25 protein-coding genes and 6 pseudogenes are annotated in these 25,423 nt (G+C 67.9%); 16 read left to right on the forward strand and 15 right to left on the reverse strand.

What is annotated here, in order from left to right:
* Positions 1–158: 158 nt before the first annotated feature.
* The 7 genes and pseudogenes from napA to T428_RS0114045 all read left to right on the forward strand — a co-directional run bounded on the left by napA (position 159) and on the right by T428_RS0114045 (position 5,364).
* On the forward strand, positions 159–467 hold the full coding sequence (gene napA / locus T428_RS0114015; protein WP_025736979.1) for a nucleoid-associated protein NapA: 309 nt from the start codon (positions 159–161) through the stop codon (positions 465–467).
* Between the two features lie 19 nt (positions 468–486).
* A complete protein-coding gene (locus tag T428_RS0114020) occupies positions 487–969 on the forward strand; it encodes a LytR C-terminal domain-containing protein (RefSeq protein WP_036467999.1) in 483 nt (160 codons plus the stop codon).
* A 32-nt stretch (positions 970–1,001) separates the two neighbouring features.
* A pseudogene (gene sodC, locus T428_RS28070) lies at positions 1,002–1,705 on the forward strand (superoxide dismutase[Cu-Zn]).
* Positions 1,686–2,825: a glutamate--cysteine ligase gene (locus T428_RS0114030; RefSeq protein WP_211243956.1), complete on the forward strand. Its 1,140-nt coding sequence runs from the start codon at positions 1,686–1,688 to the stop codon at positions 2,823–2,825. The pseudogene sodC and the gene T428_RS0114030 overlap by 20 nt, the downstream one beginning before the upstream one ends.
* A pseudogene (locus T428_RS28075) lies at positions 2,825–3,449 on the forward strand (LON peptidase substrate-binding domain-containing protein). Before T428_RS0114030 ends, T428_RS28075 begins: the two are co-directional and overlap by 1 nt.
* A gap of 47 nt (positions 3,450–3,496) precedes the next feature.
* Entirely contained in the window at positions 3,497–4,519 is a 1,023-nt protein-coding gene (locus T428_RS0114040) for a TIGR03617 family F420-dependent LLM class oxidoreductase (RefSeq protein WP_025736982.1), read from the forward strand.
* Entirely contained in the window at positions 4,516–5,364 is an 849-nt protein-coding gene (locus tag T428_RS0114045; protein WP_025736983.1) for an enoyl-CoA hydratase-related protein, read from the forward strand. Before T428_RS0114040 ends, T428_RS0114045 begins: the two co-directional genes overlap by 4 nt.
* On the opposite strand, the gene T428_RS0114050 is transcribed toward T428_RS0114045, so the two are convergent.
* The 5 genes and pseudogenes from T428_RS0114050 to T428_RS28085 form a co-directional block, all read right to left on the reverse strand.
* Positions 5,354–5,926, reverse strand: a complete 573-nt coding sequence (locus T428_RS0114050; RefSeq protein WP_025736984.1) for a TetR/AcrR family transcriptional regulator — start codon at positions 5,924–5,926, stop codon at positions 5,354–5,356. The genes T428_RS0114045 and T428_RS0114050 overlap by 11 nt on opposite strands.
* Positions 5,923–6,852 carry an SDR family NAD(P)-dependent oxidoreductase gene (locus T428_RS0114055; protein WP_025736985.1) on the reverse strand — a complete coding sequence of 310 codons (930 nt, stop codon included), beginning with the start codon at positions 6,850–6,852 and terminating at the stop codon, positions 5,923–5,925. Before T428_RS0114055 ends, T428_RS0114050 begins: the two co-directional genes overlap by 4 nt.
* Positions 6,849–7,916: pseudogene (locus tag T428_RS36105) on the reverse strand (acyl-CoA reductase). Before T428_RS36105 ends, T428_RS0114055 begins: the two are co-directional and overlap by 4 nt.
* A complete protein-coding gene (locus T428_RS34595) occupies positions 7,811–8,305 on the reverse strand; it encodes an aldehyde dehydrogenase family protein (protein WP_245604908.1) in 495 nt (164 codons plus the stop codon). Before T428_RS34595 ends, T428_RS36105 begins: the two are co-directional and overlap by 106 nt.
* A 75-nt stretch (positions 8,306–8,380) precedes the next feature.
* Positions 8,381–9,430: a long-chain-fatty-acid--protein ligase gene (locus T428_RS28085; RefSeq protein ID WP_245604909.1), complete on the reverse strand. Its 1,050-nt coding sequence runs from the start codon at positions 9,428–9,430 to the stop codon at positions 8,381–8,383.
* On the opposite strand from T428_RS28085, the gene T428_RS34600 reads away from it, so the two are divergent.
* Positions 9,411–9,749 (forward strand): hypothetical protein, encoded by a 339-nt coding sequence (locus T428_RS34600; RefSeq protein ID WP_245604910.1) that lies wholly within the window; start codon positions 9,411–9,413, stop codon positions 9,747–9,749. The two genes, T428_RS28085 and T428_RS34600, sit on opposite strands and share 20 nt — an antisense overlap.
* Before the next feature lie 95 nt (positions 9,750–9,844).
* Here T428_RS34600 and T428_RS34605 read toward each other — a convergent pair whose 3' ends face one another.
* The 3 genes and pseudogenes from T428_RS34605 to T428_RS0114075 all read right to left on the reverse strand — a co-directional run bounded on the left by T428_RS34605 (position 9,845) and on the right by T428_RS0114075 (position 12,251).
* Positions 9,845–10,603, reverse strand: coding sequence for an MFS transporter (locus T428_RS34605; protein ID WP_051465239.1), 759 nt, complete (start codon positions 10,601–10,603; stop codon positions 9,845–9,847).
* A pseudogene (locus T428_RS35775) lies at positions 10,591–11,298 on the reverse strand (MFS transporter). Before T428_RS35775 ends, T428_RS34605 begins: the two are co-directional and overlap by 13 nt.
* Before the next feature lie 131 nt (positions 11,299–11,429).
* Entirely contained in the window at positions 11,430–12,251 is an 822-nt protein-coding gene (locus T428_RS0114075) for a DUF2867 domain-containing protein (RefSeq protein WP_025736986.1), read from the reverse strand.
* A gap of 21 nt (positions 12,252–12,272) precedes the next feature.
* Here T428_RS0114075 and T428_RS0114080 point away from each other — a divergent pair, with 21 nt between their 5' ends.
* On the forward strand, positions 12,273–12,878 hold the full coding sequence (locus T428_RS0114080; RefSeq protein ID WP_025736987.1) for a TetR/AcrR family transcriptional regulator: 606 nt from the start codon (positions 12,273–12,275) through the stop codon (positions 12,876–12,878).
* Here the strand turns inward: T428_RS0114080 and T428_RS0114085 are convergent.
* The 4 genes from T428_RS0114085 to moeA form a co-directional block, all read right to left on the reverse strand.
* Positions 12,852–15,023, reverse strand: a complete 2,172-nt coding sequence (locus tag T428_RS0114085) for an AAA family ATPase (protein WP_025736988.1) — start codon at positions 15,021–15,023, stop codon at positions 12,852–12,854. The two genes, T428_RS0114080 and T428_RS0114085, sit on opposite strands and share 27 nt — an antisense overlap.
* Entirely contained in the window at positions 15,020–15,913 is an 894-nt protein-coding gene (pssA, locus tag T428_RS0114090; RefSeq protein ID WP_025736989.1) for a CDP-diacylglycerol--serine O-phosphatidyltransferase, read from the reverse strand. Before pssA ends, T428_RS0114085 begins: the two co-directional genes overlap by 4 nt.
* Complete coding sequence (locus T428_RS0114095) at positions 15,910–16,641, reverse strand: phosphatidylserine decarboxylase (protein ID WP_025736990.1); 732 nt, start codon at positions 16,639–16,641, stop codon at positions 15,910–15,912. Before T428_RS0114095 ends, pssA begins: the two co-directional genes overlap by 4 nt.
* Positions 16,642–16,766: 125 nt before the next feature.
* Positions 16,767–17,981, reverse strand: coding sequence for a molybdopterin molybdotransferase MoeA (moeA, locus tag T428_RS0114100; protein ID WP_025736991.1), 1,215 nt, complete (start codon positions 17,979–17,981; stop codon positions 16,767–16,769).
* A gap of 64 nt (positions 17,982–18,045) precedes the next feature.
* Between moeA and T428_RS34620 the strand changes: the two genes are divergently transcribed.
* From T428_RS34620 to T428_RS34630, 4 genes are all read left to right on the forward strand, one after another.
* A complete protein-coding gene (locus T428_RS34620) occupies positions 18,046–18,186 on the forward strand; it encodes a VOC family protein (protein ID WP_245604913.1) in 141 nt (46 codons plus the stop codon).
* Positions 18,179–18,523: a VOC family protein gene (locus tag T428_RS28095; RefSeq protein ID WP_245604914.1), complete on the forward strand. Its 345-nt coding sequence runs from the start codon at positions 18,179–18,181 to the stop codon at positions 18,521–18,523. Before T428_RS34620 ends, T428_RS28095 begins: the two co-directional genes overlap by 8 nt.
* Positions 18,514–19,272, forward strand: a complete 759-nt coding sequence (locus T428_RS34625) for a flavin-containing monooxygenase (protein ID WP_051465241.1) — start codon at positions 18,514–18,516, stop codon at positions 19,270–19,272. The genes T428_RS28095 and T428_RS34625 overlap by 10 nt, the downstream gene beginning before the upstream one ends.
* A gap of 103 nt (positions 19,273–19,375) precedes the next feature.
* A complete protein-coding gene (locus T428_RS34630; RefSeq protein ID WP_245604915.1) occupies positions 19,376–19,957 on the forward strand; it encodes an NAD(P)/FAD-dependent oxidoreductase in 582 nt (193 codons plus the stop codon).
* Here the strand turns inward: T428_RS34630 and T428_RS28105 are convergent.
* Positions 19,954–21,713: pseudogene (locus T428_RS28105) on the reverse strand (CocE/NonD family hydrolase). The gene T428_RS34630 and the pseudogene T428_RS28105 sit on opposite strands and share 4 nt — an antisense overlap.
* Positions 21,714–21,801: 88 nt before the next feature.
* On the opposite strand from T428_RS28105, the gene T428_RS0114120 reads away from it, so the two are divergent.
* On the forward strand, positions 21,802–22,410 hold the full coding sequence (locus tag T428_RS0114120) for a TetR/AcrR family transcriptional regulator (RefSeq protein ID WP_051465248.1): 609 nt from the start codon (positions 21,802–21,804) through the stop codon (positions 22,408–22,410).
* Here T428_RS0114120 and T428_RS28110 read toward each other — a convergent pair.
* A pseudogene (locus T428_RS28110) lies at positions 22,398–22,889 on the reverse strand (cupin domain-containing protein). The gene T428_RS0114120 and the pseudogene T428_RS28110 overlap by 13 nt on opposite strands.
* Positions 22,890–22,919: 30 nt before the next feature.
* Between T428_RS28110 and T428_RS0114130 the strand changes: the two are divergent.
* Positions 22,920–23,612: a M24 family metallopeptidase gene (locus T428_RS0114130; protein WP_025736993.1), complete on the forward strand. Its 693-nt coding sequence runs from the start codon at positions 22,920–22,922 to the stop codon at positions 23,610–23,612.
* A gap of 63 nt (positions 23,613–23,675) precedes the next feature.
* Here the strand turns inward: T428_RS0114130 and T428_RS0114135 are convergent, their stop codons facing one another.
* Positions 23,676–24,590, reverse strand: coding sequence for an SDR family NAD(P)-dependent oxidoreductase (locus tag T428_RS0114135; RefSeq protein WP_025736994.1), 915 nt, complete (start codon positions 24,588–24,590; stop codon positions 23,676–23,678).
* Positions 24,591–24,690: 100 nt separating this feature from the next.
* On the opposite strand from T428_RS0114135, the gene T428_RS0114140 reads away from it, so the two are divergent.
* On the forward strand, positions 24,691–25,257 hold the full coding sequence (locus T428_RS0114140) for a TetR/AcrR family transcriptional regulator (RefSeq protein ID WP_025736995.1): 567 nt from the start codon (positions 24,691–24,693) through the stop codon (positions 25,255–25,257).
* Positions 25,258–25,423: the final 166 nt, after the last annotated feature.

Below are 25,423 nucleotides of genomic sequence, written 5' to 3' on the forward strand. Positions count from 1 at the left end.
GCCGCGATGCAAGCAATGTAGCCAATCCGCCGACTCGCGGGTCTGGATGAGGACTTGAGGGTTCGCGGCGTGGTTCAATATTCGCCGAAACACGCCCCGGTGTAAGTCATGTCAGTGGAGCTACAGGGAATTCGGCGGAAGGGTCCAGGGGAAGCAATATGGACAGCGCCATGGCGCGGGCAAATCGAGCGGGGGACGATGCTGAAATCGCCGATGGGCTGACCCGACGCGAACACGACATCCTGGCCTTCGAGCGCCAGTGGTGGAAGTTCGCCGGTGTCAAGGAAGACGCGATCAAAGAGTTGTTCTCGATGTCGGCCACGCGGTACTACCAAGTCCTCAACGCGTTGGTGGATCGGCCGGAGGCACTGGCCGCCGATCCGATGCTGGTGAAGCGGTTGCGGCGGCTGCGGGCCAGCCGCCAGAAGGCGCGCGCAGCGCGGCGCCTCGGGTTCGAGGTGACCTGACTGGTTACAGTAGGGCTCGATGAAAGAGCGTGTTCCCGACTCCACGGGACTCCCACTGCGGGCCATGGTGATGGTGCTGTTGTTTCTCGGCGTCATCTTTTTGCTGCTCGGCTGGCAGGCGTTGAACTCCTCGGGGAAGTCGGACGACGACTCGGCGTCACCGGCCTCGAGCGTGACCAGCTCCAGCGCCCCCGCTTCGCCGGCCTCGACGAGCGCTAAGCCCGCGGCGACCGACGCCGACATCCACGTGTACAACATCTCCGGCAAGGAAGGTGTCGCCGGGCATGCCGCGGACCAACTCAAGGCCGGCGGCTTCAAGGTCGTCGGCGTCGGCAACTTGACGTTGCCCGAAGTGACGGTCACGACCGTCTACTTCACCGACGCCGACGGCGAGCATGCCACCGCCGACGCGGTCGGCAAAAATCTGGGAGCGCCGGTCGAACCGCGCCTGCCCGCGCTCAGCGGAGAACCGCCCGGCGTAATCGTCTTGGTCACGGGCTGACTCCGGGTCGTGGGCCGGGTTAGGCTCTCGCTATGCCTACGCTTGCCGGTCGCCGCAATGTCGTCGTCACCCTGTCCGCTCTCGGCGCAGTCACCAGTGTCGTTTTGCTGAGCGCGTGCTCCTCGCCGCAGCACGCGTCGTCGGTGCCGGGCACCACGCCGGCCATCTGGACGGGATCGCCCGCCCCGTCGGCGACCGCGGGCACCGCGAGCGAGGGCAAGCAAACCATCACCACCCACCTCCGCGCACCCGACGGCACCCAGGTCGCGACCGCGACGTTCGAATTCGCCAACGGCTATGCCACCGTCACGATCGCCACGACCGGTGAGGGCCAGATTACGCCCGGCTTCCACGGCGTGCACATCTCCAAATCGATAAATGCGAGGCCAATTCGGTCGGCCCGACCGGCGGGGCGCCCGGCGACTTTTTGTCCGCGGGCGGCCACTTCCAGGCGCCCGGCCACTCGAGCGAACCCGCCAGCGGGGACCTCGCCTCGCTGCAGGTGCGCAAGGACGGTGCCGGAACGTCGGTGACCACCACGGACGCCTTCGCGATGGACGACCTGCTCTCGGGTGAAAAGACCGCCATCATCATCCGCGCGGGCGCGGACAACTTCGCCAACATTCCGCCGGAGCGCTACACCCAGGTCAACGGGACGCCGGGTCCGGACGCGACGACGATGAGCACTGGTGACGCCGGCAAGCGAGTGGCGTGCGGTGTCATTGGTGCCGGCTAACAAGCTCGTCCCGCACATCGATTTCGCCCGGTCGCCGCGGCCGACGCTCGGCGTGGAGTGGGAGTTCGCGCTCGTCGACGCCCAGACCCGCGACCTGAGCAACGAGGCGACCTCGGTCATCGCCGAGATCGGCGAAAACCCGCGCGTGCACAAGGAACTGCTGCGCAACACCGTCGAGGTGGTCAGCGGTATCTGCGACTGCACCGGGCAGGCGATCGAGGATCTGCGGCAGACCCTGGGCCCGGCGCGCCGAATCGTCCGGGACCGCGGCATGGAGCTGTTCTGTGCGGGTGCGCACCCGTTCGCGCAGTGGAGCACCCAGAAGCTCACCGATGCGCCCCGCTACGCCGAGCTGATCAAGCGCACCCAATGGTGGGGCCGGCAGATGCTGATCTGGGGTGTGCACGTACACGTCGGAATCTCCTCGGCGCACAAGGTGATGCCGATCATGACGTCGCTGCTGCGCTACTACCCACACCTGCTGGCGCTGTCGGCGTCCTCGCCGTGGTGGACCGGCGTGGACACCGGATACGCCAGCAATCGGGCGATGATGTTCCAGCAGTTGCCGACGGCCGGCTTGCCGTTCCAGTTTCAGACCTGGGGTGAGTTCGAACGGTTCGTCTACGACCAGAAGAAGACCGGCATCATCGACCACGTCGACGAAGTCCGTTGGGATATAAGACCTTCCCCGCATCTGGGCACCCTCGAGGTGCGAGTCTGCGACGGCGTGTCCAACCTGCGTGAGCTGAGCGCGCTGGTGGCGCTGACGCATTGCCTGGTGGTCGACCTGGATCGCAGGCTGGAAGCCGACGAGTCGTTGCCGACGATGCCGCCGTGGCACACCCAGGAGAACAAGTGGCGCGCGGCGCGCTACGGCCTGGACGCGGTGATCATCCAGGACGCCGACAGCAACGAGCGGCTGGTCACCGAGGACCTCGTCGACGTGCTGACCCGGCTGGAGCCGGTCGCCAAGTCGCTGCACTGCAGCGACGAACTCGCGGCGGTGGAGGGCATCTGGCGCCACGGCGCCTCCTATCAACGGCAGCGGCGGGTGGCCGAAGAGCACGACGGCGATCTGCGCGCGGTCGTCGATGCGTTGGTGGGCGAACTGGACATCTGATGGAGCTGGCGATGTTTCCGCTGGAGTCGGCGCTGCTGCCGAATCAGGATCTGCCGTTGCGCATCTTCGAGCCTCGCTACGTCGCACTGGTGCAACATTGCCTCGGCACCGGTGAACCCTTCGGCGTGGTGCTGATCTCGCGTGGCCGTGAGGTGGGGGGCGGCGACGCGCGCTGCGACGTCGGCGTGCTGTGCCGCATCGACGAATGCGTCGAGCAGGGGGGTGGGCCGATACTGGCTGCGTTGCCGGACCGGCGAGCGGATTCGGGTGTCCGAGTGGCTGCCCGACGATCCCTACCCCCGGGCGTCGGTGCAGCCGTGGCCGGACGAGGCGGGGGAAACGGTCACTCTGGCACAGCTTGTCGATGTCGAGGACCGGATGATGGCCTTGTTCGAGCGGATCGCGGAGGCGCGCGGCGCCATGCTGCCGGACCGCGAGGAGCTGCTGGGCCCCGACGACGCCGACGCGGGAGAGCGGTTGTACACGTTGGCCACTCGCATCCCGATCGGAGCCGCCGACCGCTACGCCGTCCTGTCGGCGCCGTCGCCGGCCGACCGGCTCGCGGCGCTGGGTGAGGCGGTGGACGCGATGGCGGAGATGGTGGAGTTTCAGTTGTCGGAGTAGCGATGTGCTTTCCTATAGGGAAACTAACTGCGCGACTGGATGGTTGAGTGAAAGTACATCTGCAAGTCAACGGATCGCCGACCGGTGCCTTGGCAAGCGCGGCCGACATCGCCGCGACCGGCGCCGACGGCCTGTTCACCTTCGAAGGTCAGCACGATGTGTTCTTTCCGCTGGTCGTCGCCGCCACCGAGACCAGCCTGGACTTGATGACCAACGTCGCGATCGCCGCGCCGCGCAGCCCGCTGCACCTGGCGCATGCCGCCTACGATCTGCAGGTCTTCAGCGGCGGCCGATTCCGGCTCGGGCTGGGCTCGCAGATCAAGGTCCACATCGAAAAGCGCTACGGCAGCACATGGGATCGGCCCGCGGCGCGGATGGCCGAAACCATCGCCGCGATCAAGGCGATCTTCGCCTCGTGGGAAGGCCAGTCGCCGCTGAACTTTCGGGGTGAGTTCTTCACCCACACCCTGATGGCACCCAATTTCAACCCCGGCCCCAACCCGTTCGGACCGCCACCGGTGCTGATGGGGGCGCTCGGCCCGATCATGACGCGCACCGCCGCCGAAGTCGCCGACGGCCTGCTGGTGATGCCGTTGAACAGCGCCCGCCATTTCACCGAACGCACTATCCCGGCGATCGACGAGGGACTGCGCCGTTCGCAGCGCTGCGCCACCGATTTCGAGGTGATCGCCCAGGCCATGGTCGCGGTCGGCAGCAACGAAGGCGACCTGGCCGCCGCCGTCGACGGTGTCGCGTCGCTGATCGCGTTCTACGGCTCGCCGCCGGCCTACCTGCCGGTGCTCGAGGTGGAGGGCTGGGCGGACGTGCAACCCGAACTCAACGCGCTGTCCAAGCGGGGCCGGTTTGCCGAGATGCGCGCGCTGATCACCGACGACATGGTGGCCCGGATCGGGATCGTCGGAAACCCCGAGCAATGTGCTCGGCAGATCGCGGAGCGGTTCGGCGACCGCGTCGACGAAATATGTTGCTACTTCCCGTACTACACGCCGGTCAACACCGATCTCGCCGGCCTGATCGACGCCCTGCACCGGAGTCCCGCGCGGCGATGAGCGGTGACCTGGTGGTCGAGGTCGACGCGGGCGTGGCGGTGCTGACGCTCAATCGGCCCGAGCAGCTCAACGCCTACACCGCCGAGATGGGCGCGCTGCTGAGCCGGGCGTACCGGGAGTGCGACGAGGACGACGACGTCCGGGCCATCGTGGTGACCGGCGCGGGCCGGGCCTTTTGCGCGGGCGCCGATTTCTCCGGCGGCGCAACGCCGTTCGACAGCCCGCAAGACGTCGACGCGTTCTCCGCGTCGCCGATCGACCCGCCGGCGTTCGACTTGCGCAAACCGGTGATCGCCGCGGTCAACGGGCATGCCATCGGAATCGGGCTGACCATCGCGCTGCAGGCCGACATCCGCATTCTGGCCGAGGACGCGAAATATGGTGTGGTGCAGGTGCGCCGCGGGGTGATACCCGATTGCATGTCGCACTGGACGCTGGCGCACCTGACGGATTTCGGCGTCGCCACCGAGGTGCTGCTGACCGGGCGCACCTTTGACGGGTCCGAGGCCGTCGCGTATGGCATCGCGAATCGCGCGCTTCCGGCCGCGCAGGTGCTCGACGCCGCGTTGGAGATGGCCCGCGACATCGCGGTCAACGTCGCACCGATGTCGGCGGCATTGAGCAAGAGGTTGTTGTGGGACACCGCGATTCACGGCTACACGCCGCGGCAGGTCGCCTGGCTGGAGACCCAGTTGCATCACCGCGTGATGGGCACCCCCGACGCGGCCGAAGGCGTCGCCGCGTTCGTTGAGCGGCGGGCGCCGCGGTTCGAAGCGCGGGTGTCGCGGGACTGGAAGCCCTGGCCGGAGCCGCCGAGTTCGCCGAACACGCGGTTCAGCTCTTGAGCAGGTCGGCCAGCGCGACACCGAGGTTGTGCAGGTTGGTCTCCAATGAATAGGTGCGATCGAGCGTCCAGTTGACGATGCCGCCGGAGAGCGCACCAACGATGATGTCGGCCAACGTATCCGCGTCGTGGCGAGTGCTGACCTCGCCGCGGGACACGCCGTCTTTGATCAGTTCGCCGAACGTGGCGTGCAGGTTGAACCCGCGCTGAATGCCGTAGCCGGAGGTGGCCAGCATTTCGCCGATCAGCTCGCGGTAGGTGTCGCCGGACTTGACCAGCGTCGTGGCGATGTCGTCGAACACCCCGACCAGTCGGGCCGGGATCGGTTGGTCGGCGCGGTCGAAGACCACCTCGTGCAGGTTGACCAGTCGGCGCTGCGCCAGCGCACGGATCATGTCCTGGCGGGTGGCGAAGTGGTTGAAGAACGTCCGGTCGGCGACGTCGGCGCGCTCGCAGATCTCCTCGATGGTGGTGGCCGCCACCCCTTGCGCCAGAAACAGGTCGAACGCGGCGACGAGGATCTTCTCCCGCATCTCGTGCTTGCGCCGTTCGTGTCGGTTCATGCGCCGGCACACAGCTTCTCGGACAGGGTCCAGAACTCGGCGGCCCACTGTTCGTCGCGTGCGTAAGGTGCGGCTTCGCCGATCCCGCAGTCTTCCAGGTACAGCGCGCCCCGGTCGGCCAGCTCGGGGCTCACCGCGGCCCACACCTGGGTGGCCGCCCCCTGTTCGGGTGTGGCGAAATCGAGGCGCCCGTTGCTCGTCTCACCCCGTAGCGCACTGTTGGCTACGACGAGCTTGCGCAGATCGGAGAAGTCCTCGCGCGACATGTACCGCGCCAGCGAGGTGGCGACGGTTCCGGGATGCACGGCGTAGACGCGAATGCCCAGGGCGCGCAACCGCCGATCGGCCTCGATCGCGTGCAGGATGTTCGCCGTCTTGGCGGCGCCGTAGGCCACGAACTTGTCGTATTCGCGACGTTCCCAGTTCGGGTCGTCGAAGCTTACGTCGCCAAGCACGTGGCCACCGGAGGACAGGATCACCACCCGGGCTTCCCGCGCGGCGGTCAACTGTGGGACTAGTAACCGCGTGAGCTCGAAGTGCCCGAAATGAATTGTGCCGATTTGCAATTCGAACCCGTCTCGGGTCCGGTCGAACGGGGTGAACATCACCCCGGCGTTGTTCATCAACACATGTAGCGCGGGTGTGAGATCGCCGATCTCCGTGGCCGCCGCGCGGACGCTGGACAGCGCGGTGAGGTCGAGCTCGACGGTCGAGGTAGTCGCGCCCGGTACCTCGGCCCGCACCCACGCGGCGGCCTCGGCCAGGGCGGATTGGTTGCGCGCGGCCAGGATCACGTGGGCGCCCACGGCGGCCAGCGCTCGCGCCGACTCCCGGCCCAGGCCGGACGAGGCTCCGGTGATCACACATGTCTTGCCGGACAGGTCGATTCCCTCGACCACCTGTAGCGCGGTCCGCTGCTTGCTCATCGGTGAGCGAGCTGCCAGAGCGGAACGACCGTGGCCGGGTCGCATTCTTCGTCGACGATCCACTTGCACATCCGCCGGATCGGTTCGATGGCGTCCTGAGGCATCGCGATCGCGACGCTGCATGCGTAGCCCAGGCTGGTCAGCCGCTGGGCGCCGAACAGCGGCAGCGTGTTTAGCAACTGCCGTTTGAGCGATTCGGGGTAGATGCCGATCGTCTGAGTATAGGCGTTGACTGCGGCGGTCACCCGGTCGATGCTATCGACCGGCACGATGTTGGCGACGCGCCCCGACAACATCGGCGAATAGTCGACCGGCTCGTCGAATTGGGAGACGACGATCGCGCCTTCGCATTGCTCGCCGCCGATCACGCGATAGAAGTCGTCGGTCAGGCGCGAGGCCTCGAGATGATCGAGCAACTCGCGGTTGGGATAGCGCGGCGCGGTGCTGACGATGTCGGGCAGCGAGACCAGTTCTCGGTAGATCAACTCGCCGAGCCGGTTCGCGTTGGCCAACCCCTCGGCGTCGGTTCCGCTGAGCACATAGATGACCCGGGCGTTGGCGCAGCCCTCCTGATTGGCCACGCCGATGTCGGTGGCGGCTCATCGCGCCACCTCACGCAAGGTGTCGTCGTCGGCGAACGCCTCCGGGCCGATGATCGTCGCGCTGCGTTTCGGATCGAGCGCGATCAGCTCCAAACCCGGTTGGATGTGCCGGGTTACGTGCTTGACCGACGCCATCTCGCCCCACGTCACGATCTTTTCGATGTGCTGGGGCCGGTAGAGCCGCTCTTCGACGGCCAGATCGCCACCCTTCCAATACCCGACCGCCAAATGCCGGGTGATCGGATGGTCCGGCGCGATATCGGCCAGCGTGCGGGCGATGGCGATCGCGGTCAGCGGATCGTTGGACGGGGCCTTGATGATGACGTCGGACCGGGTGATCACCGACCGCAGGATCGTCACCGCCGACACCAATCCGCCGTTGCCCGCCGGGATGTGCAGCACTCGGGATCCGAAGGCGCGCACCCGGAGTTCGCGTCCGTCGCGCAACGTTTGCGGACCCATCCGTTGAGGTAGTCCAAACCGACCTGGCTGTCCGCGATTTCGGTGACGTTGTCCCGCGAAAACAGCGGCCGCAGCACGAGATAGCTGTTCTTCATCATCTCGCCGGGCAGCACGTTGGCGACCAGCGAGGCCTCGTAAGCTTCCTGCAGGTGGGTGTTCGACTCGAAGTCCAGTGCGTCGCCGAGGGCGCCCAGCACGTCGAGGATCTCGTCCAAGCTCAGCTCGTAGAGGTCGCTCATCTCGCTGGGGCTGTGCAGCGGCAGCCGCTCGACGTACTTGCTCATGTCCGGCGCCTGGAACCGGGCGGCGCCGATGCGGGTGTCGAACGGAACGAGGTCGTCGGTGATGATTTGTCCCCGCAGGAACAGCGGGACGGTGTAGGCGATCACAGCTCGACGCCCTTCATGAAGTTCACCGCCTCGTTATGCACCTCATGTGTTGCGGCGCAAGTGATCCGGTCGTCGTCAACCCCTGCTTCTCGCTGTAGCGCATGATGTCGCGTTCGAACGCGAGGCTGGCCTGGCCGCACGGGCAGTGCAGGTCCCAGTCGATGGTGACCTCGTCGCCGGTGATGACGCCGCCCCAATGCGCGCGCAGCAGGATGTCGTAGACGGCGGCGCGTCCGGTCTGCACGCCGCTACGGGGAGTGGCTCGCTGGTGTCCGGGTCGAGCACGAAAGGCACTACCCATGGCGCGACGTGGTAACGGCCCTCGCTGCAACCCCAGTGAAAGGTGCTCGACTCCGAGAAGCCGTAGCCGACCTGGATGCGGTCGACGCCGAGGAAGTCCTTGATGACGTCCATGAAATCGTCCGGCAGCGCAACACCTTTCATACCGCCACCGGTGAGGATCGCGGAGTCGGGGGCGAACACGTTACGCACGCCGCGCTGCAGGCCTGCCTTGGCGATGTCGTACATCAAGTGATATGTGCCGAGCATGAACACCCGCTTGCCACACAACTGCTCGGTGATGCGGGCGAAGAACGCATCCATGTCCTGGGCCTGGCGGGCCTGCATGGCGATGAACTCGTCCTTGCGGGCGGCCAGCGCCGGGTCGATCTGCAAGCGGTCGAGTTCCCCGCGCGATGCCGCCACGCGCATCTTGGACGCCAGGAACATCAGGTCGGTGTCGACCGCGAACGGGTAGAGCGCGTGGAAGCGGCTTTCGTCGCCGCCGGTAAAACCGCGCTTGATCATGTTGGCAATGCGCAGATGTCCGAGCTTGCCGTTGGCGAAGTTGGGCCACACTACGTCGACCGACGGGTTGAGTTCGGCCTCGGTCGGCTCCCGGCCGAAGGTCTGGAACAGGCAGATCTTCCACAGCGTCATGCCTTCTTCGGCGCCGCGCTTGTCCTTGGGCAGGATCGAGATGGTTCCGGTGGTGCCGCTGGAGGTGATGACCTCCAGCGGCGTTTGCTCGTCCAGTCGCTCGATCCAGTCGTCGATCCCGGTGCAGCCGTCGGTGTCCACGCCCGTCAGGTCGTAGCTGGTGAGTTTGTCCAGCCACTTGGTCATCAGGTCGAAGCGCTTCCTGTCCACCAGAGCGGCCGGGTACGACTTGAATGCGGTATGCGAACAGCAGGGGGACAACGTCAGTGAATTGGTTGAGTTCTTTGATGCCCAGCCGGTCGGCCAGTTTGCGCAGCATCTCGATATCCCGGTAGTGCTCACGAAAGCGGATGCCCATGGCCTGGCGCTGCAGCTCTTCGAGCTCGCCGCGGCCGATGCTGTGCATGCGGGTGTAGGACTGGCCGAAGAAGCCGATCGGGTCGTTCATGAACTCGGTCACCGGCCGCGCCGCCGTACTCGTCATCGGGCCATGGTAAGCATTTGATGCAGCAGCACGCAGTAGTGCAGTTTACTGCAACATCCCGCGCCCGACGGATGTCCTGCCGGCTTTGCGGAGACCCCACACCCGGCGTGCGAGCTTCATCCGACGGACGTAACCGCCTCGGCGAGAACGGGTTCGGTGCTACCACGTGGGTTGACGACGCAGACGGTGGCGATCAGGGCGGCAATGAAGAACAACGCCGCGGCGATCTGCAGCAGCCGGGCGAAACTGGCGTCGGTGAGCGTGCCCGCGGCGATCAACCCCACGCACGCCACGGCGGTCAGCGCCGACGTCCGGCCCACCGCGTTCTGCACCTCCGCCGCGATTCCGCTGTGGCCCGCGTCGACGGAGGACAGGTTCAACGCGCCCAACGGCGTCGTGGTGAGCACCAATCCGATGGCCAGCACGGTCGTGCCGGGCAGCAGGTTCGCGACGATGGTGAACCCGTTGCCGGGCCGAATGAGCATCAGCCCCAGTCCGGCCAGGATCGGTCCCGCCGTCAGGAAGACGCGAGGCCCGACGCGCGCCGCCACACCGCCGACGCGCTTGGCGAACAGAAACGACAGCACCGGGTTGGGCAAGGTGGCCAACGCCGCGACCGTCGCGCAGTAACCGGCGACCTCCTGTGTGTACAGCGCGATGGCAAGCGAGGCCATCGCGATGGCGCCATAGACGAACGCGGTGATCAGGTTGGCGGCCGCGAAGTTACCGACCCGGAAAAGGCGCAGCGGTATCAGCGGGTGCGGGGCGCGCCGTTGCCAGCTCACGAACGCCAGCAGCGCCGCGACCCCGACGATCAGCGTCGCGACGACGCGACCGGACCATCCGCGCTGCCCGGCCTCGATCAGTGCATCCACGTGGCGGCCAGCCCGATCGCCGCCAGCACGGCCCCGCGGACATCGAGGCCGGCGCGTTGCGCCGGACGGGGAACGGGGCGCAGCCAAAACGTCAACGCGAAACCGATGACGATCGGGACGGCCGACAACGCATAGATCCAACGCCAGCTCAGCAGATCCACGGCCAATCCACCCAGCAGCGGCCCGATCGCGAACGCGGTGCCGGTTCACCCGGTCTAGGTGCCGATCGCCTTGTGACGATCTTCGGGGGCGAAGGTGGAATTGATTATCGCCAGCGACCCCGGCACCAAAAACGCCGCGCCCAGACCTTGGACGATGCGCCCGGCGATCAGCATCACCGGCGAGGCCGCCGTCGCCGCCAGCGCGGAGCCGGTCCCGAAAGCCACCAGCCCGAACCGCATGACCGGCACGCGGCCGAACAGGTCGGAAATGGAACCGCCCGGCAAGATGGCGGCCGCCAGGGCCAGCAGGTAACTGTCGACCACCCACTGCTGCAAGCACAGGCCTCCGCCGAGCTCGCGCTCGGTGGCCGGCAGGGCCAGGTTTACCACGGTGCTGTCGAGGAAGGCGACCATCGACACCATGACGGCCACCACCATGACCCGGGTGGTGGGCGCGGTCCGGCGAAATCTCGCGAGCAATCGTGCTCGGCGTGCCGATCGCACCGCCCCGGGGGACGGCCGTATCACGAGCATGGCCGTCTCACGGGGCGGTCGCTCATCCGAGTCCTCCTCGAGGCCGCCGTAACGTGTTGGGCCGGCGACCTATTCAGGATGAAGTACGTGCAGTGGTTACGTCCGGGGTCGCCGAAACGTTCAGGCGGAACTCATATGATCACCGCTCGGTGTGGGCCGGGTTGGGCGGCGCGTGACATCAGCCGCGGTACCACGACCCGATGCAGGGGGTCGATCGCGGCCCACACCGCACGGGCGGCGATGCCGCGGCGATAGTGCACGCGGGTGGTGAGCGTGGCCCGCCGACCGTCCTCGCGTCGCAGCGTCAACTCGCCGCGCATCAGCGCGCCGCTCGTCGTCAGCACGAGTTCGTCGGGATCCGAACGCGTGATCGACCAACCGATGAGGTGATCGGGCGAGGACGGCGGACCGAGCTGAAATCGCAGGACATGACGATGGATCCACAGCACGACACGCCCACCACGGTCGCGTCGCAGCGCGTCGCGAAACATCTGTTCGGCGCTGCGCGCGTCGCCGCGCGGGATCGGTACCTCGAAGACGTCGGCGTAATCGGACGCACTCTGGCCGTTCTCGGCCTGCTCGGACAGTACCGCTGCCGCAACACGTTTGAGTGTCCACCGGGTCACCACCCGGTGCGCGCCGGTGCCGATGACCAGGGCGCGATACACCGTGCCGTGTACGCCAGGGAAGGCCGCCAACGTGATCGCGCGGACCCGGGTGCGGCCCGCGGACTGGGCGTCCAGCTCGAACACCGACCGGTAGACCGCGAACAGGTGGCGGCCCCGCAGCGCGAAGCGTACGGGCGGCCGTGCCTCGTCGAGCACAAAACCGATTGGGACGGTGGAAGGGTCGTGCGGGTCGCGACACATCACCCGCAGCAGGGCCGACCACGTTTCTGCGCGATCCGAGTCGATGGTTATGGCATGCTCATCGATATAGGGTAATCGTTCCATATAGAAGGAATGTACTAGATCATGGCACCTCCGCGGAAGCATGAGACCGATGTGATCCTGGACGCGGCCCGCGCGCTCGTGCTCGAGGGCGGGCCCCGCGCGGCCAGTGTCGCGGCGATCGCGAAATCCAGCGGTGCGCCGGCGGGCACGCTGTATCACCGCTTCGGCAACCGCGACGGCATCTTGGCGGCCGGGTGGCTGCGCGCGCTGGAACGCTTCCAATCCCGGGCGATGGCGGCCTCGGAGACCAACCCGGACACGCCGATCGACACCGCGGTCGCGATGGCGGTGAGCGCGATCAGCTTCGCGCGTGAGCTTCCCGAGGATGCTCGGCTGCTACTGACCATCCGCCCGGCCGACCTGCTCGACGACGAGCCCGACGCGCGGTATCAGGAGACGGTGGCCGCGATGAACGCGCCGCTGACCGAACGGATCGGCGTGCTGGCCCGAAAACTGTATGGGCGCAAGGATTCCCGATCCGTCGATGTCGTTGCCCGCGCGGTTGCCGACCTGCCCTATGCCGTCGTCCGGCGCCACGCCCGCGACGATCCGATGCCGTCCTGGCTGGAGGCCGACGTCGCGGTGTCGGTGCGGGCGGTGCTAGAGAGTTTTGGCGAACGCCCGTAGCGAGTCCACCTGACTCGGGTCCAGGGAGGGTCGCACCGTTCGGCGGGCGGTTTCCAGGTCGGCGGCGGTCACGTCGGCGGCGTCGATGGAGCGCCGCATCGCGGTGAGCGCGGCCTCGCGCAGCAGCGCCACGCAGTCGGCCGCGCTGTACCCGTCGAGTTCGGCGGCGATGTCGTCGAGATCGACGTCGGAACTCAGCGGGATGGATTTGGCTGCGGTCCGCAGGATTTCGCGACGGGCAGCCGCATCGGGCGGCTCGACGAACACCAGACGCTCCAGCCGGCCCGGGCGCAGCAGCGCCGGATCAATCAGATCGGGCCGGTTGGTGGCGCCCAGCACGACGACGTCTCGCAGCGGGTCGATGCCGTCGAGCTCGGTCAGCAGCGCGGCCACCACCCGGTCGGTCACGCCCGAGTCGAAACTCTGCCCCCGTCGGGGGGCCAGCGCGTCCACCTCGTCGAGGAACACCAGCGACGGCGCCGAATCCCGTGCCCGACGGAACAATTCGCGGACGGCCTTTTCCGAAGCGCCCACCCATTTGTCCATCAGCTCAGAGCCTTTGACCGCGTGCACGCTCAGCTGCCCGGTGCTGGCCAGCGCGCGCACCACGAAGGTCTTGCCGCAGCCGGGCGGACCGTAGAACAGCACGCCGCGCGGCGGGTCGACACCGAGGCGGGTGAAGGTGTCGGGGTGCTGCAGCGGCCACAGCACCGCTTCGGTCAATGCCTGCTTGGCGTCGGCCATGTCACCGACATCGTCGAGCGTCACGTCGCCGATGGTCAGCTCTTCGCTGGCCGAGCGCGACAGCGGCCGGATCACCGACAGCGCGTCGATCAGGTCGTCCTGGTCCAGCTTCGGTGGCCGGCCGTCGGCGCTGGCCCGCGACGCCGCCCGCAGCGCCGCCTCGCGCACCAGCGCGGCCAGGTCTGCGGCTACGAAACCCGGTGTCCGGCCGGCGATTTCGTCGAGATCCAGCTCCCCGGTGGGCGCGGACTTTAGAATCGTCTCCAGCAGCGCTTTGCGGGTCGCGCCGTCGGGGAGCGGCAAGCCGAGTTCCCGGTCACACAAATCGGGGGAGCGCAGCCGCGGGTCGAGCTGGTCGGGCAGCGCCGAGGTGGCGATCAACGCCACGCCGTCGGTGGCCACCGCGGTGCGCAGCTCGGCGAGGATCAGGGCGGCCACCGGCTCGGCGGTCTCCGGCAGCAGCGCGTCGGCGTCGGTGATCAGCAGCACGCCACCGCCGTCATGGATCGCGGTGACCGCCCCGGCCACCGTCTTGAGCCGGTCTTTGGCCGCCAGTGCACCGACCTCCGGGCCGTCGAGTTCGACCAGCCTGCGGCCCGCGCACACCGCACGCACCATCGTTGCCTTGCCGACACCGGCCGGGCCCGACACCAACACGCCCAAATTCGTGCTGGCGCCGAGCGTTTGCAGCAGATGCGGTTCGTCGAGGGCCAGCTTGAGCCATTCGCTCAGCTTGCCCGCCTGCACCTGGGAACCCTTGAGGTCGTCGACGCCGATGGCGGGATCGGCGACCGCGGCGCGCTCCGGTCGAGGCGCGGTGGTGCCGACCGGGACGCCGGCGCCCCACGACACCAACGAGTTCGGCTGCACGCTGACCGGTCCGTCGGGGTCCACGCCCGTGACGGTGAGCAGTTCCGAGGTCCAGCTGATCCCGACCGCAGCCGCCAGCGCCCGGCTGGCCGCGGACGTCGACGTGCCGGGGCCGAGGTTGCGGGGCAGCAGCGACACCGCGTCGCCCACCGTCATCACCTTGCCCAGCAGGGCCTGCCGCAGGGTGGCCGAGGTAATCGATTGGACGGCAAGCGAAGAGCCGTTCAGGGTGACCGACCGCGCGCCGTAGACCGTGACCGCGCTGACGATCACGGTGGTGCCTTCCCGCAGCCCGGCGTTGGACAGCGTCACGTCGTCGAGCAGCACCGTGCTGACCGGGATTGCCGTCTCGGCCAGTCCCACGACCGCCGCGGTGGTTCGCGAGCCTGTCAGCGAAACCGCGTTCCACTCCCGGATGCCAAGGGCGGCAACGGCATTGGGGTGCATTCGGATGACGCCGCGGCGCGAGTCGACGGCCGAGGTGTTCAGCCGGGCGGTCAGCGTCAGCTGACCGGACCCCGCACCCGTCATGGCAATCGCCCACCCGGCTTACGCAGCCCCAGCCGCGCCACGGACCGTCCGCCGGGTCGCCCCAGCCGGACGATCGGCCGCCGGCCGGGCTGGGCGCGGCGATTGGCCCGCCGCACGGCGCGGCGCTGTTCGGGCTTTTCGTCCCACACCTCGGGGTGTGCGGCCAGCCAGCGCTGGTTGCGCACCGCGAACGGGACGTGGCACAGGTAGGCGATGATGATGACCCAGATTAGAACGTAGGGGGCCAGCACAGCGGCCGCCGCACAGATGGCGAGGATGGCCAGCAGCGGCGCGGCCCAGTTCGGCGGCACCGCCGCGGCGTGCATCTTGCGCATCGGGATCTTGCTGATCATCAACATCGACGTCCCGGTGATCCAGAGGCACAGGAACGCCGTCGAGGACCACCAGCCGTCGCCGAACTGCAGCTTGAGCCCGATCAGGCCGATCATCGAGATCGCGCCGGCCGGCGTCGGCATCCCGACGAAGAACTCGCGCGCGTAGGCCGGCTGGGTCCCGTCGTCCTGCAGCGCGTTGAACCGGGCCAGCCGCAGGACGACGCACACCGCGTACAGCAGCACCACGATCCAGCCGGCCGGCGACGTCTCCAGCAGCGTTACGTAGAGCACGATCGCCGGGGTCACCCCGAAGTTGACCGCGTCCGCGAGCGAGTCGATCTCCTCACCCAACCGTGACTGCGCGTCCAGAATGCGGGCCACCCGGCCGTCCAGTCCGTCCAGAATCGCCGCCGCGGCGATGAGCGCCATCGCCGCCTTCGGTTGATGCTCGAGGGCGAACTTGATCGACGTCAGCCCCGCGCAGATGGACAGCACCGTCATCGCGCTGGGCAGGATCTGCAGGTTGACCGACCGGCCCCGAATCTTGTTGCTCATCGCAGGTCGGCCAATACTGTCTCGCCGGCCACCGCGCGCTGCCCGACCGCGACGACGGGCTGGGTCCCCGGCGGTAGGTACGTGTCCAGCCGCGAGCCGAACCGGATCAGGCCGTAGGTGTCACCGATCGACAGTTTGTCCCCGACGTGCGCGTCGCAGACGATGCGGCGCGCGACGAGCCCGGCGATCTGCACGGCGACCACCTCGGCGCCGCGCTCGGTCCGGATCCGCACGCTGGTGCGCTCGTTCTCCTCGCTCGCCGACGGCAGGTCGGCCGACCCGAAGCGGCCGGGCCGGTGTTGCACGGCGATCACTTCGCCGCCCACCGGGGCGCGCTGGACGTGGGCGTCGAAGATCGATAGGAAGATGCTGACTCGCGGCAGCGGCGCGTCGCCCATGCTTAGCTCGGCGGGCGGGGCCGCGGAGTCGACCAGGCAGACGACGCCGTCGGCCGGGGCGACGACGACACCGGGCCGGGTGGGCGGCACCCGCGGTGGGTGCCGGAAGAACGCGGCGCAGGCGCCGGCGGCCAGCAGGCCGACCCGGCGCGGCCACCGGTGGTTGCGTCCGGCCAGGGCCAGGGCCAAGCCGGCGGAGATGAACGGCAGCCCGGCGGGATGCACCGGCGGAACGGTCTCGCGCACCAACTCGAGCATGTGCCGCGCGCTGACGGTCGAGCCTTGGTAGGACTGGCCTTCCTCGGCGGAATGGCGGGGGCGTCGTGCCACCCGCGTCATCTTACGGAGCCCCGGTGGTCGGCCGCGTCGTCCGGGCCAGCAATAAAAGCGTCGATCTCGCATGCGCATCCGGGGTGCCGGGATTTCGGACGCCGCTGCACGACCCCATTCGACGCTCAGCTCAGATCCCAGACCTGCAGTTCGGTTCCGGCAGGCACTTCGACGACATCCTCGGGAATGTCCAGCAGTCCGTTCGCCGACGCCAGCCACCGCAAGTGGTGCGAGGCCGGCGGCCCGTAGCTGATCACGCTGCCGGAGTCGGTGTCCAGATTCGCGCGCCGGAATTGGCGCTTGCCCCGCGGCGAGGTCAGTGACTCGGCGAGCACCGCGGGTCGGTGCGGGCGGTAGGGATCCGGCAGCCCCATCGCCGTGCGCAGCGCGGGACGGATGAACACCTCGAAGGACACCAGCGCGCTGACCGGGTTGCCGGGCAGGGTGACGATCGTGGTGCCGGCGACCCGTCCGACGCCCTGCGGCATGCCGGGTTGCATTGCCACCTTGACGAATTCGACGCCCTGATCGCCATCCCGACCGAAGGCGTCCTTGACGACCTCGTAGGCGCCGGCGCTGACGCCGCCACTGGTGATGATCAGGTCGACTTCGTTTTCAGGGGCCGCATGCCGTTCCAGGATCGAACCGAACTGCGCGACATCGTCTTCGGCCGTCGCGACGGCGATCACGTCGGCGCCGGCCTCGCGCACCGCTCCCGCCAGCATGATCGAGTTGGACTCGTAGATCTGCCCGGGCCGCAGCGGGGTGCCCGGCGTCACCAGCTCGGTCCCGGTCGAGATCACCAACACCCGCTGCCGCGGGATCACCGGCAGCCCAGGCAATCCCAGTGCCGCGGCCAGGCCGAGCACCGCCGGCGTCACGACCTGGCCCCGGCGCAGCACGGTGGTGCCCGGCGCCACGTTCTCGCCGGCTCGGCGGATGTGCTTGCCGGGCTGAGCACCCTGGTGAATCGCCACCGAGCCCACGCCGCCGTCGGTGTTCTCCACGGGCACAACGCCCGTCGCGCCCGAGGGCATCGGCGCCCCGGTCATGATCCGGTGCGCCGTTCCGGGTTGCAGCGACAACTGATCGGTGCGCCCGGCCGGAATATCCTCGGCCACCGGCAAGACCACCGGGCGTTCGGGGGTGGCGCCCTCGGTGTCCTCGGCGCGCACCGCGTACCCGTCCATCGCGGAGTTGTCGAACACCGGCAACGCCAGCTCGGCCACCACGTCGTCGGCCAGCACCAGGCCCTGCGCCTCGGTCAGCGGCACCGTCACGGCGGGGCGGGCGCTGATCATGGCAGCTACGACGCGCTGATGTTCCTCGACTGACCGCACCCGGCCATTATCTGCCTCTCGGACTGCGGCGCTATCAGCGCTACCCCGACGTAGAGTCGAGAACGTGATTACCGGGTTGGCCCACACCGGGGTGTGCGTCTCGGATTGTGAGGCCACAGTGGCGTTCTACCGAGACGTGTTGGGCCTGCGCGTGCTGTCGCCGCCGTATGTGATGGCCGGTAACGATTCGCGACGACATGGGTGAGTTGGTGGCCGATCCGACCATGAAGGCGGCCATCGTCGGCTTTGCCGACGGCAGCGACCGTGTGCTGGAGGTGATCGAGTACCTCAACGTCGACGGTGGGCACCAGCGAGCGGCCGCGGCCCTGACCGATTACGGGCTCTCACACGTCGGGCTGATTTTCGAGGATCTCGACGCCACCCGCGCCGAACTCGAGGGCAAGGGAGTCCGATTCCTGGTGAGCGGAATAGCCGACGTCGCGCGGGTGCGCACCAGCTGGTTCGTCGATCCGTGGGGCGTGGTGTTCATTCTGGTGGAAAAGAGCCGGCCCGAACGACCCTACTTCGCGCAATGGGGCTGAAGCCGCGCGTCGGGGTCATCGGCGCGGGCGCCGGCGGCATCGCGATGGGCATCCAGCTGGCGCAGGGCGGCTACGACTTCACCATCTTCGATCGCGCCGACGGCTTCGGAGGCACCTGGCGGCACAACACCTCTCCGGGCGCGGCCTGCGATGTGCCCTCACATCTGTACTCGTACTCGTTCGTGCTGAATCCGCGCTGGAGTAAGACGTATGCCAACCAGCCCGAAATCCTGGCCTACCGGGAAAGGGTGGCCGCCGAGCACGGGCTGGGGCCGCATTTGCGGCCGCACACGTCGATCAGCATGGTGCGCTGGTCGGACAAACAGCGGCGATGGACGCTGATTACCGCCGACGGCGACGAACACGAGTGCGACGCCGTGGTCAGCGCCGTCGGGATGCTCGATGTGCCTAACGTTCCGGATATCCCTGGCGCGCAACGGTTTCGGGGCCGCCAATTCCACTCCGCGCGCTGGAATCACCGCAAGTCGACGGCCGGTGAGCGGGTCGCGTCCATCGGCACCGGCGCCAGCGCTATCCAGTACGCGCCGGCGATCGCCCCAGAAACCGCGCATCTCACCGTGTTTCAGCGGACCCCGATCTGGATCTCACCACGCTTCGATTATCCGTTCAATCCGCAGCAACACGCGGAGTTCGAACGCGATCCCGCGGCGGTGCAGAAACTGCGCGACGAGGCCTTCGACGCCTACGAGTCGTCCAGTTTCGACGTCGACGCCGGACCAGACGCGTGAGGCCACCGAGCTGGCTCGCAGTTATCTGCATCGCAAGGTTGCCGATCCCGAGCTGCGCGCCAAGCTGACGCCGGACTACCCGGTGGGGTGCAAGCGTCCGCTGATGTCGCGCGAGTGGTACCCGACGTTCGGGTTGCCGAACGTCAGCCTGGAAATCAACGCGATCGTCAAGATCACCGAACGCGGGCTGCGCACCGCCGACGGCGTCGAGCACCGGGTCGACACCATCATCTACGGCACCGGCTTCAAGGCCGCCGATTACCTCGCCAGCATCGACGTGTACGGGACCGGTGGCCGGCAGCTGCGCGACGACTGGAGCGACGGCGCGGAGGCCTACCCGGGCACGCTGGTCGCCGGCTACCCGAACTTCTTTATGCTCTACGGCCCCAACACCAATGGCGTCAACTCGATCATCTACATCCACGAGGCGCAGACGACGTTCATCCGCCAGATGCTCGATTTGTTGTGCGGTCGCGGCGCGCGAACCATTGAGGTGACCCGGGGCGCGCAGCGCCGCTACAACGACGAGATCCAGGCCGCGATGGCGGGCAAGGTGTGGCTGGCCTGCACCAACTACTTTCGCCATCCCAGCGGCAAGGTCGTCACCCAATTGCCTTACAGCGGAAGGACATTCTTCGAGCGCACCCGCACGCTGGTCGACGGCGACTACCGGCTGCGCGCCTAGCTGTCGCCGAGCACCGGCAGCAGCAGTCGTGACGACGACCGCACGGTGTTGACCGTGCTGGTGCCGACGGGCGCGTGGCGGAAGTCCATGATCGCCGGTACGTCGGGATTCTGGTCGTCGCTGCACAGCGTCAGCCGGATGCGGTGTCCGCGGCGGAACTGGCGGGCGTTGGGGACCAACGGGATTCGGTACACGACGTCTTCGCCGATCGGAACCCCGAGCGCGGTCCGGCACGGCAGCACCGGGGCGCCCGGATGGCTGGCGTCCTCGTCGACCTCGCGCAGGCTGGCCCGCAACCAGCCACTGGTGAGGTGCTCGACCGGCGAGCCGTCTGCGGCGATGTCGGACACGGTCACGATCCATCCGGTGTCCAGCGCCGTCGTCGAGGCGACCAGGCGCAGCTCGATGTCGCCGGCCACGTCCAAGTCGTCGTCCAGCGGTGTGGTGGTCTAGGTCAGCAGCGACGGTGGGTCGATCTCGCTGGGCCGGGCGCGGTTGAGTCCGCTTCCCAGGGCCCAGTATTCGCGGCTGCCGGACTCGCCCTCGTCGGCGGCGAGGCCCCCGTCGGTGCGCAGGGCGAACTCCACATGGGAGCTGTTCGGCGGCGGCCACGACTCCTCGGCCTGCCACTCGTCGGCTTCGGGCAGGAAGTAGCGGAACGCGGGACCCTCGAGAATCCCCGTGTCCTGTCCCTTCAGCCAATGGTCGTACCACGCCAGTGCCTCGATGTGCATGCTCTCCCACGGCCAGGTCAGGCCATATTTGCCGAGCATCGCGACCCGGACACACGGGCTCTTGGTCAGGTTGCGCAGCGTCGCGAAGGTCGACGGCAGATGAAGCGGTGCGTTGTCCCAATCGCAGCCCAAATAGACTGGTATGTCGATGTTTTCGAGCAGCGGCGTCAGGTCGCGCTCGTCCCACCAGGCGTCCCGTATCGATGTTTGACGACCGCGTTCTGCCAGAGCTCGTCCCACGGCCGCGGCGGATGGGGCAGTCTCATCAGCAGGTCCAGTACCCCTTTGGCCGATTCGCCGCTAATCGTGGCGAACTTGCGGTGGATCGGGGGCAGGTTCAGCAGCCGACGGGCAATGGCGAACGGCGCGCTGCGGTAGAACCGGTCGCTCTTCGGCGCCGTCAGCCCCAGCATCGACAGAAACGAACTGACGAATTTCGTACTGGGCAGGCCGTGGTGCGTCGCGCCTTCGTAGAGATCGCTGGTGACGGCGAACGGAAAGATGGCCTTGAGATGTGGGGGCCGTTCGACCGCGGCCTCGAGCTGAGTCATGGCGAAGTAGCTGATGCCGAGCATGCCGAGATTGCCGTCACACCAAGGCTGTTCGGCGACCCACTCGATGACGTCGTGCATGTCGCGGCGCTCTTGGCTGTCGAAGAAGGCGAAAGTTCCGCCGGAGCCGCCGGTGCCACGCAGGTTGACGATGAGGTGGACATAACCGCGCGGCACCCAGAAGTCGGTGACCCCCGCTTCGATGAAGCCGGCCGGCGCACCGAGGTCTTGTATCTGTCGGGCGTAGGGAGACGCGGCCACCAGCGCCGGGAACGCGCCGTCGGCGTCCGGCCGATAGACGTCGGCGACCAACTCGATCCCGTCGCGCATCGGAATTTTCACGTTAAAGTCCTTGCGAATGCGGTACCGGGGCTGGCTGAGGTTGCGGAAATCGCGGCCCGATGTCTGCGGCCCGTTCAGCCGACGTTGGCCCGGCTCGATTCCGGCGACACGCTTCGAAGTGGTGCTCATGGGGACTCTCCAAAAGTTTCATACTGCATTGAGATGGTCTCACGGTACGTTGAGACAAGTTTCAACGCAAGAGGAAATTCACGTTATGATGAAACTCGTGCCGAAGAAATCGTTAACTCCGGGCCCGCGGGATGAACGCGGGGTGCTGGCGGCCCGGATCCTGGCCGCGGCCCGCGACGAGTTCGCCCGTCACGGGTGGGCCGGAAGCACCATTCGGGCCGTCGCGCGGGCGGCCGACGTCGACCCCGCGCTGGTCTACCACTACTTCGGCTCGAAGGAAGGCCTGCTGGACGCCGCGACGAACCCGCCGCAGAAGTTCCTGGACAACGTCGCCACGACGTGGACCACGCCGATCGACCAGCTCGGCGTTGCGTTGATCACGCTGTTGCTGGCCAGCTGGGCCGACGACGAGGTAGGCCCGACACTGCGCGCGATCCTGCAGACCGCCGCGCACGAACCGGCCACCCACGAGAAGCTGCGCCGCGTCGTCGAGGGCAGCCTGATGGGCGTCGCGGAACTCGGCGACGACGAACGCGATCGGCTAGTCCGTAGCGGGCTGATCTCGTCACAGATGATGGGCTTCGCGCTGATGCGCTACGTGTGGAAGATCGAGCCCGTCGCCTCGATGACCGAGGACGAGGTGATCGCCGCGATCGCGCCGAACCTGCAGCGCTACGTCAGCGGTCAGATCCAGTAATTGTCGTGGCGGATGAACCACTCGCGCCGTTCGTCGTCGGTCATGTCGGCCAGCGCGCCGAAGCCCTCGAAGTAGGCCTCGCGCGGCGCGCCGGGCGCGAACAGCATCAGGATCGACGTGGGCTCGTCGGCCGCGTTGCGGAAGCCGTGGATACCGCCGGGCGGGACGTAGAGGAAGTCGCCCTGGTGACCGTCGGTCCAGTCGGTGCCGTCGTAGAGCTTGAGCGTCCCGGACAGCACGAAGAAGGCCTCCGACATGGCCCGGTGGAAATGGGCTGGGGGCCCGCCGCCGGCCGGGGCGATGTCGACCCGGTACAGGTCGTAGTCGCCGTCGGTGGACTGCTGGTCGGCGAGGTAGTGGTACTTGACGCCGGCGGTCTGGTAGTCCGGCGGGGAGTCGGCCCGTTTGAGCCAGGCGCTGACCTGCGGCTCGGCGGCGGTCTAGCGGGGCGGCGGGTACGGCGGCACGACCAGGGACATGGTTCCAGCCTGCCAGTTAGCATCGCGTAGGTGGAGTTCCCCGAAGACGTGCGAGTAGCCCGTCTGATGGACGCCCAGGCCAAGGCGGCGCATCTGTTCGACGAGATCGAACGGCGCGCGATGATCCGCCCCGGCATCGGAGAGCAGGCGTTATCCGACGAGATTCGCGACCTGGCCGCCGAGATGTTCGGCGTGACCCGGCATTGGCACCGGCGGATCGTGCGCGCCGGTGAGAACACCTTGCTGCCCTTCCAGGAGCATCCGCCGGACCGGGTGATCGCCGCCGACGACATCGCCTTCCTGGACCTGGGGCCGATCTTCGAGGAGTGGGAGGCCGACTTCGGGCGCACCTTTGTGCTGGGCGATGATCCGGCCAAAACCGCTGTCTGCGAAGCACTTCCGCGGGTGTGGCAGGCCGGTCGGGATTATTTCGACGCGCACGCCTCCGTCACCGACGCCGAGCTGTACGACCATGTCGTCGACGTCGCGCGCGCCGAGGGTTTCGAGTGGGGCAGCCCGATCGCCGGACATCTGGTCGGCGAGTTTCCGCACAAGAAGATCTCCGGCGACGGCGTCCAGTGGTATATCAGGCCTGGCTCGCGCAAACCCCTGCGGCGCAAAGACGCCGGCGGGCGGCCGTGCCACTGGATCCTGAAGATCCACCTGGTCGACCGCCCGCGCGGTTTCGGCGGCTTCTACGAACAGTTGCTCGATTTGCCGTAATGCCTATCTCAAGCGCGGCGCATGCGCCGGGCGGGGCGGGTCGGCACCATCTGCCGTAATGCCCTAGTCGACGGGGTAGATCACCCCGGTGAGCTCCTCGGAGACCGCCCACAGCCGGCGCTGCACCCCGAGGTCGTGCGACTTGTCGCTGGACGCGACAATTTGCGGGGCGCCCCGCATTTCACCGAAGCCATCGGGTCCGTAGTACTGGCCGCCGAGCACGCCCGGGTCGGTGGCGGCGCGCAGTTGCGGCAGCGCGCCGGCGGCCGCGTCTTGCGACATCAGCCCGAACACCCGGGTGGCGACGGGCTCGAGCAGCGGCGGCAGATTGCGGGTCAGCTCGGTGCGCGAGCCGCCCGGGTGGGCCGCCACGGCGATCGTCGTCCCGCGCGGGGTCAGCCGTCGCTGCAGCTCGTAGGTGAACAGCAGGTTGGCCAGCTTGGCCTGCCCGTAGGCCGCGACCCGGTTGTAGCTGCGCTCCCATTGCAGGTCGTCGAAGTGAATGTCGGCAAGAATGCGGTGGCCGATGCTGCTGACCGTCACGATCCGGGAGCCGGCGACCGGCAGCAGCCGGTCCAGTAGCAGGCCGGTGAAGGCGAAGTGGCCGAGGTGATTCGTGCCGAACTGCAACTCGAAGCCGTCGGCGGTGCTCGACTTCGGCGTCCACATCACCCCCGCGTTGTTGATCAGCAGGTCGATGCGGTCGTGCTCGGAACGTAGTTCCTCGGCGGCGGTCCGGACCGACGCCAGCGACGTCAGGTCGAGTTCGGTCAGCGCGACGTCGGCGTGCGGACTCTGAGCGGTGATGCGTGCGGCGGCGTCCTTGCCCTTGTCGAGGTTGCGCACCGCCAGCACGACGTGGGCGCCCCGCGCGGCGAGCGCGGCGGCGGTTTCGTAGCCCAGGCCGGTGTTGGCTCCGGTGACGACGGCGACGCGGCCCTTCTGGTCGGGGATGTCGGCAGCTGTCCACTTGGCCATGGCAAACTCCTTACTAGTATATTAAACGGGCAAGCGCTCCGGTTGACTACGACTATACGGAACGCGCGCCCCGCTTTGTCGACCGATGGGTGGTGAACAGATGGCACAGCCCGAACGTCGACTGCGGGCCGACGCGGCGCGCAACTGGGCGCGGGTGCTTGAAGTCGCCTATGACACCTTCGCGGCCGAGGGCCTGTCGGTGCCCATCGACGAGATCGCGCGGCGGGCCGGTGTCGGGGCCGGCACCGTTTACCGGCACTTCCCGACCAAGGAGGCGCTGTTCCAGGCGATGATCGAGGACCGCATGCAACGGCTGGTGGACGACGGGCGCGCCCTGCTGGAATCCGAGGGCTCCGGCGAGGCGCTGTTCACCTTCCTGCGCTCGATGGTGTTGGAGTGGGGCGCGACGGATCGTGGGCTGGCCGACGCGCTCGCCGGGCTCGGCATCGACATCGCCGCCGCCGCGCCCGACGCCGAGGATGCCTTCCTGGCCATGCTCGACGAGCTGCTGCGGGCCGCGCAGCGGGCGGGTACCGCGCGCCAGGACATCGGGGTGCGCGAGGTGAAAACGATCCTGGTCGGCTGCCAGGCGATGGAGGCCTACAACGGCGAGCTGGCCGAGCGGGTTACCGACGTCGTCGTCGACGGTCTGCGCGCCGGGCGATAGCGGCCGGCCCGCCCCGAACGTGCGGCCAGCTTCACGCTCGGCGCCGAACGTGCGGCCAGCTTCACGCTCGTGGCGAACGCGGGCGGTGGGCGCCCGGTACCGGCCGCCCCGTTCTTGCACTCGGCATAGGCGAGTGCTAAGAATGACGTTGGCACTCGCAGCGTGT

It is taken from the genome of Mycobacterium genavense ATCC 51234 (genome assembly GCF_000526915.1).
Taxonomy (GTDB): Bacteria; Actinomycetota; Actinomycetes; order Mycobacteriales; family Mycobacteriaceae; genus Mycobacterium; species Mycobacterium genavense.